Consider the following 19,255-nt stretch of genomic DNA (forward strand, 5'->3'; position numbering starts at 1 on the left):
CCAACTGTTGCATTGTCTTCAAATGAAACCATCTCATAACATTGATAAATCGAATCGGTTTCCGCATCATAAATTTTGAAGATTATTTCTTGTCCGTTTTCATTCCCGACAATTGTAAAATACCAATAGCCATCCCAATAAGGTGGATTGGGCTGCTGCCAGCTGGCTACGCTTCGGCAATCATTTACAGAATCACAGTGAGCTGGCCCAAAAGCAGCTGCAATATTATATCCATCACTTCCCACAAAAGATTCACCGTTCAGAGTGATGTCTGTCATAAAAATCATAGAAAACTCTGTTCCGGAAATTATCTCCCAATCCGGTGGGGAAGCATAAGAATTTGAAAATGCAAAAAGCGATATTAATAATATTAATCCAATTTTATCTTTCACCTTTAACCTTTCACTTTATTATCTTTTGCACATTTTTATCACCTAATCGAATTAACCAAATACGGAAGAAGGAGAACGGAAAACGGAAGAAGGAAAATCTTTTTCCTTTATCCCTTCTCCGTTCCCCCTTCATTTAATTTAATTTGAGAAGTTTTTTCACAGAGGAGAATTTGTTTGTTTCGATTTTGTAGAAATAAATACCATTTGGAACTGCATTTCCAAATGAATCTTCTCCGTTCCAAGTTCCGGAATATATGCCAGTGTTCACTTCTTCATTTATAAGAGTTCTTACTTTTTGCCCGAGAATATTGTAAATACTAATTGAGACTTTTACCGGCTCAGCAATCTGATAATTGATTTCAGTTGATGCTTTAAACGGGTTTGGAGACGCATTATAAAGGACAAATTTTTCAATACTATTTTCGTTGCCCTCAAAATGCACGGCAAATGGAGAATCAGAAGAGCCTTCGATACTATCTTTGGAGAACGTAATTTGGTTCTCGCTTGAATATTCTGTCTCGTTAAGGGCATCATACAATTTGAAAATAAGTTGCTCGCCTTCGATTTCACCAATAATTGTAAAGTACCAAACCCCATTCGTTCTTACTCCGACAGAGCGACAATTTCCGGAAAGATCAAAAACTCCGACTTCATATTTTTCAGGATTGCTAATTTCTGATTCGCCCAGATATATCTCAGTCATAGCGATCATATTGAAGGGGGTTCCGCTCATCAGTTCCCAACCAGCAGAATTTGATATAACGATAGTGCTGACAGAGGAAGCCGTACGATTTGCAGAATTCGCTGGAAATGTCAAATTTTCCTCTTCCGTCATACATATTTTGTAGGCTTTTTGGGGTTCCAGCTGAGTCAAGTCTCCAAACCATCCCGCATCATAAACAGCAGATTGGGTTTGCGTTTTTATGCACGTTGCTTTGCTGCTGATGCTCGCAAGAGCTACGGAAATCTCATTTGCAGTTTTGGGAAGATAGGCTATCCAGTTCCAACTTGTGGAAAGATCTAGCGGGGATACGATAGGATTTATTGCTTTGCCGACATAAGTAAAATCATCATAAGAATTGTGCATATTTACAAGATATCCGTCACCTTCTGAAAGGTTTACCAAGCCGCCTACCCAACCACCCGGATTAAAGTAAGTATAGGACTGAGTTCGATTTTTTACTTGATAAATATCTGCGGGAGTAAGTTCGTTGAATACTGTACTTGTGGCAGTGTTTCCCGGAGTCGAATTGAAAGAAATCCAGTTCCAATCTTCGGTTAAGTCAAATTGCAAAGTATCATTCTCGGAAGGTAAGGTGAAATCGGCAGCAGTGTAATCACAAGTATCGGGATCATCATAGAAAAATATGGATTCATTACAAGTGTAGAGGCTATCATCTTCGGAGTTATATAATTTAAAATTGATCGTCTCTGTAGTTGAATTATCATTGCTAACTATTGTAATATACCAATAACCATCGAGACTGTAATAATGTAAATCAGTACACCATAAAGGATGATTTCCGGTATGCCATTCTGCAATTCCACGATAATCCGTAGCGCTTGCCGGTCCGATTGCTACCATTTGTGTATTTGGATCTGTCCCCAAAACAAATTCACCATTCTGGGAGGTGGTTGCATAATAGGTGGTTACAAATTGAGTTCCGGGAATCACATTCCAATTTATCAATGTCATATCAACATCCTCGGTAGCTTGGTCAGAATAAACTTCCACATCTTCAATAGTAATGGAGGTATATTCGTCCAGAGCTGCCGTAACATCGTAAGTACCGTTTAGGAGCGTTAAAACATAATCGCCGTTTGCATCAGGATGACAAGAAGTAGTATCAGCCGAAACAGTTACATCTTCCACATTTCCCGTTCCATCTATTAGGGTAATAGTTCCGGTTACATCACCCTCAAATTTAATCAGTTGCAATACAAAATCCTGATCGGTTGTTTGCTGGGTTGGTTCTACAGGTACATTTACTATGGTCGAATCTGAATAACCGGCTAAAGTGGCAACCACATCGTAAGTTCCGGAAATAATTTCGATTGTGTATTCATAGTATAGGAAAATATCATTAAAGTCATATACTCTATAGGGATTCACGGTTTCATCACCCGCAGTAATTTCAGCTTCCAAAACATTTCCTATTCCTTCGTCTATATCAACTTTTCCAATAATTTCTCCGGGTTGAGGAGGAGACAGAGTAACATCCTGGGTTATTAATTGGTTTGAAACCACGAGATTTGTATATGTTTTGGTTACATATCCGCTTAAACTTACCACAAGATCATAAGTTTCTGCTTCAAGATTTAAAAGATAATTACCGGAAGCGTCCGGGTTGGCTGTCGAAATAGTATCGCCGGTCGAGGATAGGGTTGCAATTAGCAAAGCATCTTCAACGCTTCCCGAACCACCGTTCAGGGTTACAACTCCGGTAATACCGGTTTGGTGATAAGAATACATTCCCATATCAGCTCTTGTACCATCCGGATCAAGGGATGTGTCCGGATCACCCGTGTCAATGCACGGAGATTTTGTGGAATCCGGGGTAGGCATATTTGCCCAGGTAAGATGGAAGTTACCGGCACTGGCATTTGCAAAAAGAGGGTTAGAATCTATGCAACCCGTGCCAAAATAGCTTTGTCCTGTTCCACCGTAAATATCCGAATAAGTTGCAGTTACATTTCCGGAAGAAACGGTATAAATACCATTAAGAGGGCTCCCGTTCCAGACAACAGAATTATTGATTGAGAAAGATGAATTATACAAGCAGGCAAGATTTGAACCATCTGAGGCAGCAATATTGTAGGCAGTTGTTACATGATCTAAACTAACAGAAGAATTGTTGTAAGCACAAATTGCGCCACCATGCCATTCTGTAGTATTGCCATAAATCAATACTTTTGAGATGGTGGGACTTGATGCGATGCAGATAATACCACCACCGTCATAAGTAGCAGTATTGTTAAATATTTTCAGGTTGTCGAGTTTCGGATCAGAATCATTAAGGAAAATACCACCTCCATAACTATCGGATGCGTTTCCGTTTGTGATTGAAAATCCGGTCAGCCTTGCGGTTGTGTCACAGCTTGTAAAGATAAAAACACCGGCAGTCTGACTTCCATCAATTATTGTGGAGTCCAAATAACTTGTGTCTTGGGTAGTGATGAAGAGAGAAGCAATAGTGATATTTTTTGTGCAAGTGAGATTTTCTACATAAGTACCCGGGTGAACCAACACAGTATCTCCGGCAATCGCTGCATCAATGCCGAGTTGGATCGTTGCTTGATCATCCGGAACCTCAATTATGGTTCCAAATAATACACTGCTACTTAAAAGTAGCGTTACAAATACGGTTAAGCATAGATTTCTTTTCATTGTTCCTCCAATGATATTAGTTATTTTTTTTTGATTAACTTCGGTATTATGAAAAACGTTTTTATTCAATGTTGCTCCTTTCTATGGGCTTATTTGTACAATTTTCAACCCGTCATTGTCTGACAAAAATGCGTAACTACCGGACAAACAGATTGAATTTGGTTGGGTTATCATCTCATAAATTCCTAGTATAAACGGATTAGTTGGCTCTGAAACATCCACAACGATCAAACCAACTTCCGTATCTGCGATAAAAATATAATTTCCTTGGGCTTGAACACTTTTTGCAAAAACACCTGTCTGACAATTTGAAACCGAGGTTGGATTATTCGGATCTGAAATATCAATAATTTCCAGCCCACTTTCACCATTAGCCAAATATGCATAATTTCCCTCTACAAAAATATCCTGAGCAGTTCCGGAAAAAGGCAAATTCCCGACTTGTGCGGGATTTTGCACGTCGGATATATCCACAACAGCCAAACCACCATTCAATCCTGTGGCAACATAAGCATAATTATTTTGGATGCAAAGACTTTTTGCATCCCCGCCGACATCCAAACTTGTGATAAGATGCGGAGGACCGGAAACAATAATTACCGAAAGCCCGATTTCACCATCGGCAATAAAGGCAAAACCGTCTGAAATTACTACATCGTTATGGACACCAGCCGTTTGACAACTTTCGACCAAATTAAGGCTATCAATATTTGTAATATCAATAATATTAAAACCACCATTGCGATTTGTAGCATAAGCATAATTTTCATTTGCAAAAACAGAAATAGTCCTATCCGGCAGAGGAAAAGTGGTTACAAGGCTCGGTGAACTTGGGTTTACACAGTCCGTTACTACCAAACCATTGTAATTATCTGCTATAAAAGCATATCTTTCAAAAGAGTTTCGGCTGAGCACAAAAACCTGATTGGAATTCCCAACAGTGCCTATTGAACCGGTAAGATTCAGATGAATATTTATCTGCTCCTCATTGCTGTAACAAGAATAAAATGTAGTGTCATTTTCTACATGAAAAGCCCGAACTCGATAAGCAAAAGTTCCGCAGGGAAATGTAATATCGTCCACATAAGAAGTGGTGTTGCTTGGGATAGTTATCAAATCTTGTATCCAATCCTGTTCGCCGATTTTCCTATCAATGAGAAAGCCGTCTTCATTCGAACTGCTGTCATTCCAGCAGATTTCAATCTTATTATTATCAAGAACAGATAGTTGCAAATTTGTGGGAGCCATCAAGTTGGGGATAATTTGATTTTGGGCAGGTTCGGAGGAATTATCTCCGGTAAATGCTGAAACCCGGTATGAAACCGGCTCGAAAAGAAGAGTGCTGTCTTCAAACGAATGCGAATCGGAACCGAGAATTTTGTAACTATTTTCCCAGTTATCATTTCCTATTTTTTTATCAATCACATATCCTTCTTCACCCTCACAATTATCTTGCCAGTTCAGCTGCAAAGTGAATTGAGAAGGTTGAGTAATGATCAAATCGGTGGGCTTTGTAATTTCGGAAAAATAGGCGACAATGTTTGAATAGGAGGAAAATTCGTTTTTGGTTTGATTATACGCTCTAACTTTATAGGCGTAAATCAAAGAATCCGATGTATTTATATTATCAATAAAAATTTTTGTAGAAATGGTTGCATAAAATTCATACCACGAAGTTGCTCCGGTTTTCTTTGCCAGAATAAAACTGATAGTATCATCGGAAGAAGTGATGTAATCCCAAGTTAATTTCACAGTACTATCATTTATCTTCGGTTCTAGCTTAAGATTTGATGGCATTTCAACATCCGGAGGAGCGGTTAATTTTCCACCGCATCCCCAAAACAGGATACTGATGAAAAGAAAAAAGAAGCAGAATAATTGTTTGCCTTTCGTTACTATGTGATCCTTGGTAGAAAAATTCGACGCAGAAGAACGCAGGTAGGAGTGATTAACACTGATATTTTTATAATAATTTATCATGCGTTCGTCTGCTTGATCAGTGTTCATCTGTGTTCTATCCTTAGAAATAATCTTATTCATTTTTTTCCTTTAAAAAAGATTTTTGTAATGAATCCATTTTCTTATTTTTTGCCTTTTCATTTTGGATTATTTTTTCAGTGGAAAGCTGATCTCTGTTTCTTTTATGCGGATCAATTATTTCTGCTTTAATGATTATGATCAACTCTCTAACCGTTTTTTGTTTCTTGCTATATCCCGTAAGATAGCGAAGTCCAAAAACCCACCAAGGTAAATCCTTTAGCAGAGGAATACCACTTCTCGTTGTGGTAAAATCCGTATCATAAAGTCCGCCAATCACAGTCTCTTCACCGTGGAAAAGAATCAATTCGGTTTGTGATTCGCTTTTGTGAACAACAGTGCTCAAATCACCCGGCACAGCAGAACTCTTTTCTACTGTGGCAGTAAGATATACGCATTCGTGTTCCCCCTTGCCGATAATTGTGGGCTTTACTTTCATTATTATTCCGGTTGAAAAAAATTCATCGGATATATTTCCGGCATCATCTGCAGTTTTCACCGAGAAATCTTCACCGACCTGAATAGCACCGGATTTTCCCGAAAGGACTACGATGTTCGGTCTGGCGATCACACTGCCAAGTTCGTAAGATTCAATTACTTTTAGAAGAGCGTTAATATCAATCCTGATATCACCACTTTCTATTCGTGTACCTCCGGAAGCTGTGATCATATCAGATGCCACTTGACTTCCACCTTTAAAACCCACAGAAGCTTCTACCGAGCCGTTGATTAAGGTTGACCAATCAATGCCAACTGAATTGAGAAATGAACGGTCAACTTTGAAAAATACCGAACTAATTCGCACCTGTTTTGTATGCAACAACTTCGTGAACTCATCTTCTTCTATTCCCTCCTCTTCTTCGGCAATTTTTAACACATACGCAGAGGGAAGTTCTTCAATCGTGAGATTGTGAAATTTTGCAATCAATTGCAAAGCGGCTTTCCAATTTAAATTGTTTATCGGCAAATTTATGGGATCGGTTATCGGGGTAAGATTTATTATTTTCTTTCTTTCGTGTTGCTCTGCCATTGTTTCCAAAATGCTAATCGTTTGAGGAAAAGTTGTGCTTTTCAGGATGGTTACCGTGCCATCGGAAAATGTTCTGGGTTCAGATTGAACTGCATAAATATTTGTAATGAAGAAAATAAATAAAATTAACCACAAGAATTTTTTCATGATTATTCCTTATAAAGTTTGAGTATTTTTGTTTTATTGATACCAATTTTGTTGATGTTAAAAATTGCTTGATTGTTCACCACATCAATCTTCTCAAGATAACCAAAAGCAACACCGTCCCCCGGAGAAAGAGTTACAATCAATCCATTTGATGTCTCGACAAATATTTTGTCCTCCGCAATTCCAATCATTGAGACATTTTCAATATCAACCATTTGTTTTTCCAACTCTGTTTTACTCGGAGGATGAATTTGGGGAAGAAATGGATTTTTCCCTAACGAAGCAAAATTATTACTATAAAAAGGAATCTCCGTTAGTTTGGTTCCCCCCGCCATATAATGGGCTTTGAATATTATCTGATAATCAATTGTATCGGAATAGGTCTTTGATGGGGCAGTGAGATTGACTGATTCGATGGTCATCAGCAAAGGCTGTGTTTCAATTTGGTTGATGAATTTGTAAACCGATTGCACTTTTGCATCACCCGAAATTTCATAAGTATTATACGATGTCGTGTCATTGCTTCCTGAATTAATAATATCAAAATCGAACATAAGATCAGGGCAATAATAATCGCAAATTTTCAATAAATATTTATATGTACCGATCGGATTGTTTTTGTCCGGAATTAATTTATTATTATTTAGAACTCTTTCTTTCATTGACTTGAGTTCTTTTATAAGATCATCTTGGCTTCCAAGATTGGGATTTGAATTCTTTATTTTTTCCAATTGATCTACTTTTTCTTTATTGATCAATTGAATTTTGCTCAATTCTTTCCCGACTGAGCCATTGATTATTAAGCCGACAATTATAACGATAATCGCCAGAATTGCTAATACAATTGTATTTCTTAGTGTATGTGACATAATTATAGCCCCAACTTTTTTATCTTCATTTTAGCAATTTTGGACAATCGGCTTTGGGGAAATTCGTTTATCAATTTATCCCAGGTTTGCACTGCTTGTGCTTTTTTTTCTTGCGTCAAATAGCAATTACCCAGCATCATAAGGGCGTCTGTTTTTTTATTATTGTTTTGCAACTGTGAAACTTCTCTAAAAATTTCTATGGCTTTCTTCACTTCATTTTGCTGATACAAACATTCTGCCATAAGGTAATGAGCCGAATCGGAGAATTTGCTGTTCGGATTCTTTTTTATGAATGCTTTCAATCCTGAATAAGCAGGGGCAAAATCACGCGAAAGGTAAAGCCGAACTAATTGATTGTACGTTTTGTCAACCGTTTTTTTACTTTTGCTTACCGAAGGAGGTTTGGTAACAGATCGGTTCGGAGTCAAATATATTGAATCAGGATAATTGAAAGTCATCAAATAGCTCCAGATAGTCATATCCTGCATGTCAATATGTTTAATATTTCCAATCTGGCAATTGGGAAACATTTTTGAGAATTCTATAATATTTTTTCTGTTTGTAGTGAATCCACCTATCTTAAAATTCCCTTTTGCTCCCTGAATTCGGGCAATCCAACTTAAACCATATCTAGTGAAATAGTTACTCAATGTGGGCAGTATATAGTGCCAGCTATTCCGTATTGTTTTTACCTGATCAATTACTTTCAGGTTTTCGCTAAGAGCATTTAGTTCTGCTTCAATTTTGTTATACCGGGCTATTTGGTCACGGAATTTTATTAGTTTGGCATTCAAAATATGTGAATTAGATTTTTTTTTTGAAATTTGCTGCCGTATGTTCATATTTTTTATGGTCCCTGATAAAGTAAAAAAGAAAATTGCTGCTAACACTATAAAGCCATGCCAACTTAATCTGAAATGCTTTTGGCTTTCAATAACTTTTTTGGGGAGTAGGTTGATGGTATAAAAATTTTCGTTTTTCGGCTCTAAACTTCTCCATGCAAGTGAAATTGGAATGATGTATCGGGCGATTTTTTCCGGAGTAATATTCTCATCATTTGGCAAAATATGTTCCTTAAAATTTTTAAGTTCCAATCTATGCACATGTGATTCCGCCCCGCAGTTTTCCTGTAAATATTCAATATCCTGATCGGATACACGCTCACCTGCAATTAGAATATTTTGGGTTGCCGGAATATCCGAACTATCCTGCTCCAAAAGGATTTTTGAAAATATGGGTTGAAGTATATTACCGGTTTGGGTCTCGGGAACGATTATGGAAAAATTTTTTACATGCTTATCTTCCTGAAATATCATCCCTATTTTGAATTCTTGACCAATATAAAGGAAAGTGGTATATTCCTTCTCATTTAATTCCAGATTATTACGTATGAAATTCAAGAGCGATATTTCATTTGGTTCGATGTGGTTAAAAATAAATTGTTTCTTTGAAATTATCGGATTTATATCTTTGACAGCTGATAATAAATCGAATCTTCCCTTATGCAAATAGGAACGAATTTGATTATCTTCTCCCCTTATATGATCAATAGAGAACTGCTTTTTCTTTCTTTCTTCTTTTGTGAGAAGCTCTTTTTGCAATCGTTTATTAATAGATCTTTTTGCAAAATCAGGAGGAAATTCCTGAGTTACTATTTGTTCATCATTTGCATTTAAAGCGAAAATTGATTTATTAAGCTGGAAATTTAGAAGAAGCTTCTGCAAATCGTTTTTGCCCGACAATACCTCTTCTTCATTAATCTCTTGAATACTGTCGGTTTCTTCAATTTCGGTCAATTCAGGTATTTTTATTTCTTCGTCCTCAAATTCTGCCAATTCTTCAGTCATCTCCTCTGGAAGTTCATCCGATTCATATTCTTCAACCCTTTTATAATAAAAAGGATAGGATAATTGTGTTTCATCCAACCGAATAATTTTTATCCCGTCTTTGGTACGGGTTAGCTGTGCTACCTTTACATTTAATCCGTCTTTAAATATACCTATCGTATTTTTTATTGCCATAATTAATACTTTAGTAGTTGAAGCATAAGTTTTTTGTTGTTAGAATAATCCATTGCAATTTTGGATGAAATCTTGCCTTTTTTTACAAGTCTAAATAAATCTTGTTGCAAGGTAAACATGCCATGTTTTTTCCCTTCGGAGAGCATTTGAAATATCTCAGAAATATTATTATTTTTAATTGCCGCTTTAACGGAATTGGTAACTGAAAGAATCTCTTTTGCCATTGTCAATTTACCATCGAGAGTTGGAATCAATTTTTGAGAAATTACAAGTTTAAGTGTATCCGCTAATCTAAAGCGGATTCTGGTTTGTTCTTTAGGAGGGAATTCAGCAATAATTCTGTGAATACTTTCCACAGAAGAGCTCGTATGAAGCGTGCTAAACACTTTATGACCACTATCGGTTACTTCCAAAACAGTTGCGATAGTTTCCGCATCGCGCATTTCACCCACCACAACAATATCCGGGTCCTGCCGCAACGCCTGAATCGTTCCTTCCCGAAACGATAATACATCTGTGCCAACTTCACGGTGCCGAATAATACATTTTTTGGATTTATGGATATATTCGATCGGGTTGCTAATAATAACGATGTGAGCCTTATTGGTCTCGTTATTCATATTTACAATCGAATCAAGAGTAGTGCTTTTGCCGGAGCCGGTAATACCCGTAATTAAAATCAAACCGGATTTTTCATTTGTAAGATTTAAGCGTTTTATGATCATTTCAGGAAATTCTAAAGAACTTATCGGAAAGAGTTCTTGATTTATTCTTCTGAAGTTCGCAACTAATAAATTTGATTCAAAATAAACATCACCTCGGAAGCGTGACATTTTTTCATCTCCGGGAAACTGTAACCCAACCGAAAAATCAATATTCTTTTTCTCATATAAAATTTTCTTTTGTTGTTCGGATAGAATGCTCAATAACAGGCAAGTAATCTCATCATCGCTAAACTGGGGCAAATCGTAATTCGGAGATTTTATCCCGTGGATTCTAAACCAGATTTTAGAATCGGAGTTTGAACCGCCAATGTCAATATCAGAGGCGTTTAAAAGCCTCATTTTTTCCAAAAGAACTTTTATCTTTTCACCCGATTCTTCAATCCACGATTTTTCTTTAGATAAAATATTATCAATCAAACGTATCCGCTCCCCACCACGCATAAACTCCGTTAGGTTTTTTTCAATCTCTTTTATAAATGTTAGCTGCATTTGAACCTCTTTTTCTATTTGGATCCGCAACAACACATCTTCTCTGATAGAGAAAATTTTAATTGTGGAAAAAAATTTCCAGCCGACGATTAATCTTCATATTGAATTGCCATTACATAACTATACTATATCATTCTAAAAATTTGTTGATCCGGTAGCTAATTTGTGAAGAATATTTCTTTGTAAAGCTTTTCGCCATTTAAAATAAAGACTGCTTGATATATTTATCATAAATCGTTTCGATAATCTCTCATTTTTATAAACAAAATAATTTAAAATTTTATTCCGACTTAATCTGCTTATTTTTACAACGGTGTCGGCTCTTAATTTTGCGAAGACCGAACTGGAAAATAGAAAATTTTCTTCACCCCACACGTCGTTTTTGTGAAGATAGTCAACAGAAATATTTTCTAACCAAACTGATATCTTACCCTCCTCCACAATAAGAATTGATGCTTCATCCTTTGTTCTAACCGGTATCATTTCGCCCTGTTCATATCTTTGAATTTTTCCTAATGCCAAAAATTCTTTTTTATCAATCGTTGAAAAACCATTCAGCATAAGTGCTATCCCATTTAAGTTAAATGTGGAAGCTGGTTTTACACTCGTACCGGATGATTTGGATGAAAGACCAAACTCTAAACCGCTTTTCACAGATTCCAGCAATTCAGCAGCCTGAATCGGTTTCGCCAAGTATTTATATGCTCCGGCTTGCACAATGCCAACTGCATCCTCTACTGAGGAATGTCCGGTAAGGATTATCACTATTGCCGCTGGTTGAATGCGTAAAATATTTTTTAATAAATCCAAACCATCCATTCTTGGCATCGTCAAGTCCACAATATACAGATCAAATTTCCGAAATTCAATTTTTTGCATAGCGTTTTTCCCGTCAACTGCCAAGCTGACTTTAAAGCCTGCATCTTCCAGAAATTCCTTACAAAGTTCACGAATGCTTCTTTCATCATCTACAACTAATATATTTTTTTTCATTATTCATCCCCCGATTCATAACTGTGTTTGTTTTTCGCTTTTGCTTTTATTATAAATTCATTATCCTTTAATTTGTTAATCCGTTTTAATAAATATTTTATCCTGTTAATTGATTCTGCAATATGATTTGATGTCTCTGATAACCGTTCATCCTCGTATTTATTGGCGGCAAGTTCTATATTATGCATACTTAAGGAAACAACCGTGAGGGGAGTGTTGATATCATGATCCAAATTTGATATTGGAATACACAAATCAATGAGAGTTTTCATTTTGGCAATGTCCTTTTGAAATGATTCTATTGTATTATTTGATTTTAATATTTTGCTACTTTCCTGTTTAAGTTGCAATGCTTTTTTACGCACAGTTATTATCAATTCATTTATAAATGTCTTCATAAAACCGGTAAGAACAGCTATACTCACAAACAAACCCGTATAAGAAATAATAAATACTGTAAGTTCAGCCGTATTTGAATTTATCAAAATATTTGGGGTAATTGGCTGAAGCCATCCGAATTTATATAAAAGGATCAGGAAAAGCAAACTCATACTTCCAATTAACGCAGAGATAAAACCACCCAATGATTTTACAGTCAAACTTGCAGTTATAACCGGGAGTAAATATATCCAGATAAAAACACTTGCTATTCCTCCGGTAATATGAACAACAATAGTAGCAAAAATGATCTCGAAAATTATTTGTAATGCATTTATCAGAGAATTTGTTATGGTAATATGTAAATAGAATAAAATGTTCAAGCCAGTAATTCCAAAGAAAGTTGTAATGAGAATTAATGTTTCTATCCTTTCAAATCCCGCAACTTGAATTATAGCGATTGCAAAAAGGATTACAACTATAAACCAGCGTACAATCATCCACAATTGAGAAACTTCTTTATGAAAATTAGTAGTTTTGTCTTCGTTCATAAAATTACCTTGTTGTTATCTCTTTTAAAATATTTATTCACTCCACTCCAAAATTTCATAATTAACCGAAACAGGTAAATTGTTAAAGGCATCTTCTATACTATCGGCATCAAATGAAATAGTGGCATGAGCACCTGCACTTGTATCACCGACTACAAAAATCGAGCCACTGATATTAGAATGAGCACCAATGGTTAAGGTTCCAAAAACAATTAATATCCCATTAAATTCAACTTGAGCAGTACTGGTTAAATCTCCATTAACGATAAGAATTCCATTGCCCGTCCACTGACTTTGAATTTTTAAATTACCGTCCATCCATGTTAAGCTATCCGGCATGGGTTCATTATTTGCGGGGTATGAAATAAAACTATTATTAGATTGAGCTTCTGCTATCACTTCTTCTTGTGTCATCCCCAAAATCTCTTCGAAATTAAAAGTGCTATCTTCCACAACCGAACCATCAATTAATGCGTGAGCCTTAACCTCAATAGAACCACCGGATACAATAGCTGCCGTAATATTAGAAAGTCCACTATCATCTAAGGAAAAAACTATTTTTGTAGAGGAAGAGTGCTTGTAGGTTGTACCTGCCACAGTACATTTAACATAAGAATATATGCCAATCGAACCATTGGGTTCATTTTTATAAACAATACTGTCAACCGAACCATCTTCTAAAACCAAAATCTCAAAATCATTAATCGAACCTTTAGTTGAGTCCACAAACACAACATTTCCATTTAATAATTGTTTAATCCCATATGCAAGTGCAAAATTTCCCAGTTTTTGTCCTATTATACCAGCTTGTTTTTGGGATACTATATTAGGTATTTCTTGCATACGATCCCCAGTTGTCACAAACATAATTCCAAAGATGACAATTAAAGATAAAAGGACAATGAAAACAAGTTTACCCATCTTATATCCTATTTTTGATTAAATAAATTGATAACGGATTCATTCTACTCCAAATTTATTATTTGAAACTGTCTGAAATTATTTAACACAACGATAGAACCACCTTGGACCAGTGATGTATCCTTTACTACCTCAACATGAGCTTTTAGTTCTGATTCATTTGTGGATAATATAGCTATCGCTCCATTTATGTTACTCCAAGCTGTTGTTTCGAAATTTCCATAAACTATAAGTATGCCATCAAACTGAGCATGAGCCGACATCTTGAAATCACCATCTACAATTAATATTCCAGAGCCGGTCCAATACGAACTTGGATGAAAATCACCGTCCATCCAAGTTAGAGTCGTTCCAATAGCTTGGTGGTTGCCCGGATTTACAAAGTATGAATAATCATCCATAGCTAAACTCTTCAAGTCTGCTTTGGATACACCAAATATATCTTGCAGGGTTAGAGATTGATTTTCCAAAATACCGCCTGTAATAGATGCTTTTGCTTTTTGTTTTATTGTCCCATTGGTAACAATAGCTTTATCAAGGTTAGCTGTTGCACCAGAGGAGGTGATTTTTAGATTAGCGCTTCGTTTCTGATGGTTTTGATTTCCAGCCACTGTGTAAGACACTTTGCAAATTACCTGAACAGTATCCAGAGAGGAATTCATATTATAGATTATACTGTCAATAGAACCAGCTCCATTAAGTATTGCAAAATTATTATAGCCATAGTTAATAGTTGTATCGGGTGATAGATCAACTTTATTATCAATCAGATTCCTTATGGCAAAAGTTAAAGCAAAATTGGCTAATTTTGTTCCAAGTATTTCTGCTTGTTTTTTTGATAATAACTCAGGAATTTCTGTGGATCGGTTTCCGATAGATACCATAATTGCTCCAAAGATTACTATAAGTGACATAACTACAATTAATACTAATTTACCCATAATATCTCACTTTCTTTTTCCCAAAATTTACTAACAGAACTTGTTATTTTCATCTTCATATATAAAGATTTTTAAAATATCTCCATATAATTATTTTATTATTTACATTCACCAGACTAGATGTTGTCGGAATGGCGGGACTTGTAAATTCAGCAGTCATTTTTACAGAGCGTATTGAATCCACGGTCGTGGTTACCGTTTCCGAGCGATCATAAAATATAAAATCGAGAGAGTCTTTAAGCGAGAAAGGACCTAATTCCAAAACAGAATTACGATAAACACTCAAGGGGTAACCCCAAACATCAGCAGATTCTTGAATAATTTTGATTGTATCTGTTAAATTAGTTACCGGATTTTTTGTTAAAAACTCGAAGCTATTACTACTTGTTGCAACAATTGGTGAAGAAGAGGTAACTCCCAAACCAACCTTAGACAGATAAAGTGAATCAATAGCAGAAGAAACATCTTCGCTAATTTGCATAAGGGTTATTAGAGAATTTAAATTATTACCATTTGCTTGCATCATATACAATGTAGTGATCATAGATACAAGCAAGATTCCTCCAATTGCAACCGCGCCGATAGCATCCAATAGACTACCCATGATTTAAAACTCCATCTCTGTTATTAATAAACTTAACGGATCGGTGCTTGTACCAATGTAAATTGTATCATTGGAAGTCGGTATAGCCCACATACTGATGTCAAATCTTTGGTAAGAACTGGTTGGGGTTACATCATTCCCTATGGAATCGCAATAATTGGCTTGAATATTATGATGAAAAACGATACCATTTATTAATGTAGTATCCGATAAATTAGAATAAATTGAATTCATCTCAGAAAAAGTATAAATTTCGCCTAAGGTTTCTGCTTCTATCTTTTGAAAATACTTATCGGCTAATTTCAATCCTTGAAAAATGAAAGATTCTTGATAAGCAAGTTCTACCATATTAAACATATTGTTATATGTAGAAATAAAAATTGTGGAAAATAATATCGTTGCTAAAAGCACCAGTAACATCTGAGTTCCGCTCATGTTTTAATCCTCCGAAGTTGCATATTGAACTTCAGAAATGCTTGTAAGTCCATGCCTGATTCTGTCTAAACCGGATTCGAGCAAAGACAACATACCTTGCTTACTTGCAATTTCTCGAATTCTATCTTCATCAATATCTTCGCCCGATTCAACCACTGCTTGTCTCACTTCATGAGAAAAATATAATGCTTCGCAAATATTCAACCTGCCTTTATAGCCACCGTGACACTTTTCGCAACCATCGCCAGGTTCATAAATTGTGTATTTTTCAAAATCCTCTTCCTTCAAACCAAGTGATAGAGCAACGGGATATTTTTCCTTTGGCAACTTTCTTTTACAATACGGGCAAAGTTTTCTGACTAATCTCTGGGCGACAATTATGTTTAGTGCATAAGCCAGTAAAAATGGTTCGATTCCCATTTTATAAAGCCGGGAAATAGCGCTGGGCGCATCATTAGTATGCAAAGTGGAAAAAGTAAGATGCCCTGTATTTGCCAATTTTATAGATGTTTCGGCTGTGATTTTATCACGAATTTCACCAACCATGACGATATCGGGGTCATGTCGCAGGATCGAGCGGACAGCCTGCTCGAAGGTTAATTTATTCCCGATTTTTATTTGTCGCGCCCCATCAATGATGTATTCAACAGGATCTTCACACGTTAGTACATTTTTGGAAGGATCAATTATTTGGCACAAGGCTGCCATCAGAGTCGTGCTTTTTCCACTTCCGGTGGGACCTGTTACCAAGACAATTCCACGTGATTTACTAATTGCATTAAGAAAATCCATCTCTGCCTGCTTTTGGAAACCCAACTTTCTCAAATCCGTAATCACATTTCTGTCATCAATTACCCGGATAACTACGCTTTCGAATCGTCTTTCATACTCCGATGAAGTAAGGGGGAGGATGGAAATTCGATATCTGATCATGTGTTCATCAACCAAACGCTGAGCGAATCCATCTTGAGCAGTATCGCGTTCAAATCTATCCACCCCGACAGAACGATCTTTCACAACTGCTGCTAAAGCTTCCGGTGACGTATTTTCCTGCCTAATCCAAAGTGTGAGTTTACCGTCAATGCGGAGATAAATATCAATATTGGATTTTTGATAAGGAATAATGTGAATATCACTAGCGCCTTTACGAACTGCTTCAACAAGGCTGGCTTCAAAAAGGTTCACGAGCAAACTCTTATTTATTTCTTCGTCCAGAGCAAATTCATCCACATTTTCCTTACTCCCATCATCCAGTTGTTCCATGTCAGCAATTTGTTCTCCGGCTTCAGCTAGCAAATCCAAAAATTCATTCTTTTGCGGATCAATAAGTACAATTAATTCCTGCACATTTTTTAGGGGACAATAAACTACTTCATAGCGTCTGAACTCAGTTTTTTCCGGGAGCTGTTCGACCAATTTGTTGGTGGGATCTGCAGCTAAAAGAATCAGCTGCTTTTTATTACCTTTCGAAATTTTAAAAGGTAATATGTTTTTGTATAATAATGACTTTTTATAATCCTCCGGAAATTTTGTTAAAATCTCTTTTGTTCGCTTTTTTTGTTCCTCAGTTATTGTTTTAACGCTCACTGCCAGACTTCGGAAAGCATATAAATCGGCTAATACTTTAAATATTTTATCATGGTCAATATCAAATTCCGAGACCAATATTTCGCCCAATCTACGGCGGTTCGGATAACTTTCCTCTTCCTTCTGTATAGCTATTGCCTGATCAATGGTTGCCTGATCAACAAAACCTTTATCAATCAATATTTTTCCAAATCTTGTATATTTTGGCATAATTACAAACCTGGTGTTGGAGGAGAAATTGTGGCAATTTCTGCCGAGACAATGGTTAACGCAGTTATCACAAATGCGATAAAAGCACCGATAATGGATTGGATGGACTCAATGACATTCTCCATTTTATAGGTAGTTTCCTTTTCATAAAAAGCGGATATTTGTTTAGCGGACTGCAACACATTGCCCGTTTCTGCACCTGTTTTTAAACGGCTTAGGGTTGGGTCATTAAAAACTTTTGCTTTTGCGAGTGCCGGGACAAGAGATTCACCCTCTTTAAGCATAAGTGGAATGGTTATCGTTTTTATCCCGTTTTCGATATAAGCATTTCTGCACGCCTCCGCTGATGTTCTGATGGTTTCAATATTATTTTCTGCTCCACTATAAACGACAGCAAAAACCCGAAAAAATATCTCTATACTTGATTTATGTAATATCGAACCAATAACGGGTAATTTGATAATAAATCCATCTTTCCAAATTTTGCCTTTTGGGGTTCGTGACCAAAATGCAAATGAGATTGCGGGAATAGCAAAAAGCAATATCATCCACCACCAATTTGCCCCGAAAAAATCACTCAATTTTAAAGTTCCGGCAGTAAGAGGTGGCAGATCTATCCCAAATCCCAAAAACAGCTCTGCAGTTGCCGGAAAAATTTTAATTATATAATAAAGAACTGCTCCTATCATACCCACAACCGTTAACGCAGGGGTCATTAACGCTTGTTTCAAGGATTTTTTGTATTCCATATCCCTTTCCATGAATTTTGCTGTAGCCTCATAAACCTTTGCCATATTTCCGCTCTTTGTAGCAAGACCAAGCATGTAAGCGGGAAATTTTCCAAAAATATCAGAATATCTACCGAAAACGTCAGTACCTTCTTTGCCCTTTTTCAAATCCCTTTCAATGTTAATTAAGGTAGTTTTAAGAGTTGGATTGGTTTCTTCTTCCGTTAATATTCTCAAAATTGTGGAATAAGCCATCTTCTCTTTTAGCATAAACGAACTCAGATTAATAAAATTAAGGATGGTTGCAAAAGGAGGTTTGGCTCTATAGTCTATCAAAACAGGTTCAATTTTTACATCTTTATGCCCGATTTTTGCTAAAGCACGTTTCACTTCCTCTTTTGAAAATGCCTCCTGTTTTCCTTTTATCTTTTTCCCATTCGGCTTTTTCACATAATAGATAAAATTTTTTTTGGGAGAAATGGAATTAATGATTAATTTGTATTTTTTTGCAATTACATCTATTGTATTTTTAGCATTCTTTTTACTGCTTGCCAATACAATTCCCTGAATGCTTTTACCGGACTTTGATACTCCCTGATATCGATATTCTTTTTTCATAAATAAGTTTTATAATTAGTTAGCATCCGTAAAGGAAAATCTTGAGTTAAGTTCCGTTTTTTTGAACTTGACTTAAGATTTTCCAACTCACAAATATAACGCCAATTAACTTAATAGATAATTTTTTCAATTCGTCACGGAATGGTCCGTGACTTCTCGAAAAGGCTACTTTACGGACAGGCTCTAATTAG

Annotated in this window: 15 protein-coding genes; all 15 read right to left on the reverse strand. The window is 36.2% G+C overall.

Translation table 11 applies throughout. From position 1 onward, the window contains the following. On the reverse strand, window positions 1-392 hold a 392-nt coding region (locus tag U9P79_04115; protein ID MEA2103811.1), incomplete at its 3' end, for a hypothetical protein. Between the two features lie 133 nt (window positions 393-525). After that, complete coding sequence (locus U9P79_04120; GenBank protein ID MEA2103812.1) at window positions 526-3,780, reverse strand: T9SS type A sorting domain-containing protein; 3,255 nt, start codon at window positions 3,778-3,780, stop codon at window positions 526-528. A gap of 81 nt (window positions 3,781-3,861) precedes the next feature. Further along, on the reverse strand, window positions 3,862-5,820 hold the full coding sequence (locus U9P79_04125; GenBank protein MEA2103813.1) for a hypothetical protein: 1,959 nt from the start codon (window positions 5,818-5,820) through the stop codon (window positions 3,862-3,864). Next, the gene (locus tag U9P79_04130; protein MEA2103814.1) at window positions 5,813-6,994 is read right to left on the reverse strand and encodes a hypothetical protein; all 1,182 of its coding nucleotides are present in this window, start codon (window positions 6,992-6,994) and stop codon (window positions 5,813-5,815) included. Before U9P79_04130 ends, U9P79_04125 begins: the two co-directional genes overlap by 8 nt. 2 nt (window positions 6,995-6,996) lie before the next feature. Then, on the reverse strand, window positions 6,997-7,863 hold the full coding sequence (locus tag U9P79_04135; GenBank protein MEA2103815.1) for a hypothetical protein: 867 nt from the start codon (window positions 7,861-7,863) through the stop codon (window positions 6,997-6,999). A 2-nt stretch (window positions 7,864-7,865) separates the two neighbouring features. Further along, window positions 7,866-9,884: a tetratricopeptide repeat protein gene (locus U9P79_04140; protein ID MEA2103816.1), complete on the reverse strand. Its 2,019-nt coding sequence runs from the start codon at window positions 9,882-9,884 to the stop codon at window positions 7,866-7,868. Window positions 9,885-9,886: 2 nt separating this feature from the next. Further along, window positions 9,887-11,098: an ATPase, T2SS/T4P/T4SS family gene (locus U9P79_04145; GenBank protein ID MEA2103817.1), complete on the reverse strand. Its 1,212-nt coding sequence runs from the start codon at window positions 11,096-11,098 to the stop codon at window positions 9,887-9,889. Between the two features lie 135 nt (window positions 11,099-11,233). Next, window positions 11,234-12,091 (reverse strand): response regulator, encoded by an 858-nt coding sequence (locus U9P79_04150; protein ID MEA2103818.1) that lies wholly within the window; start codon window positions 12,089-12,091, stop codon window positions 11,234-11,236. After that, window positions 12,091-13,020 carry a histidine kinase gene (locus tag U9P79_04155; GenBank protein ID MEA2103819.1) on the reverse strand — a complete coding sequence of 310 codons (930 nt, stop codon included), beginning with the start codon at window positions 13,018-13,020 and terminating at the stop codon, window positions 12,091-12,093. Before U9P79_04155 ends, U9P79_04150 begins: the two co-directional genes overlap by 1 nt. A gap of 33 nt (window positions 13,021-13,053) precedes the next feature. Then, entirely contained in the window at window positions 13,054-13,941 is an 888-nt protein-coding gene (locus tag U9P79_04160) for a hypothetical protein (GenBank protein MEA2103820.1), read from the reverse strand. A gap of 44 nt (window positions 13,942-13,985) precedes the next feature. Then, window positions 13,986-14,882, reverse strand: coding sequence for a hypothetical protein (locus U9P79_04165; GenBank protein ID MEA2103821.1), 897 nt, complete (start codon window positions 14,880-14,882; stop codon window positions 13,986-13,988). 55 nt (window positions 14,883-14,937) lie between these two features. Further along, the gene (locus U9P79_04170; GenBank protein ID MEA2103822.1) at window positions 14,938-15,486 is read right to left on the reverse strand and encodes a hypothetical protein; all 549 of its coding nucleotides are present in this window, start codon (window positions 15,484-15,486) and stop codon (window positions 14,938-14,940) included. 3 nt (window positions 15,487-15,489) lie between these two features. Next, window positions 15,490-15,921: a hypothetical protein gene (locus U9P79_04175; GenBank protein MEA2103823.1), complete on the reverse strand. Its 432-nt coding sequence runs from the start codon at window positions 15,919-15,921 to the stop codon at window positions 15,490-15,492. 3 nt (window positions 15,922-15,924) lie between these two features. Then, window positions 15,925-17,718, reverse strand: coding sequence for an ATPase, T2SS/T4P/T4SS family (locus U9P79_04180; protein MEA2103824.1), 1,794 nt, complete (start codon window positions 17,716-17,718; stop codon window positions 15,925-15,927). 2 nt (window positions 17,719-17,720) lie between these two features. Further along, window positions 17,721-19,064: a type II secretion system F family protein gene (locus U9P79_04185; GenBank protein ID MEA2103825.1), complete on the reverse strand. Its 1,344-nt coding sequence runs from the start codon at window positions 19,062-19,064 to the stop codon at window positions 17,721-17,723. Window positions 19,065-19,255 lie beyond the last annotated feature (191 nt).

It is taken from the genome of Candidatus Cloacimonadota bacterium (assembly GCA_034661015.1).
GTDB lineage: Bacteria > Cloacimonadota > Cloacimonadia > JGIOTU-2 > JGIOTU-2 > JAYEKN01.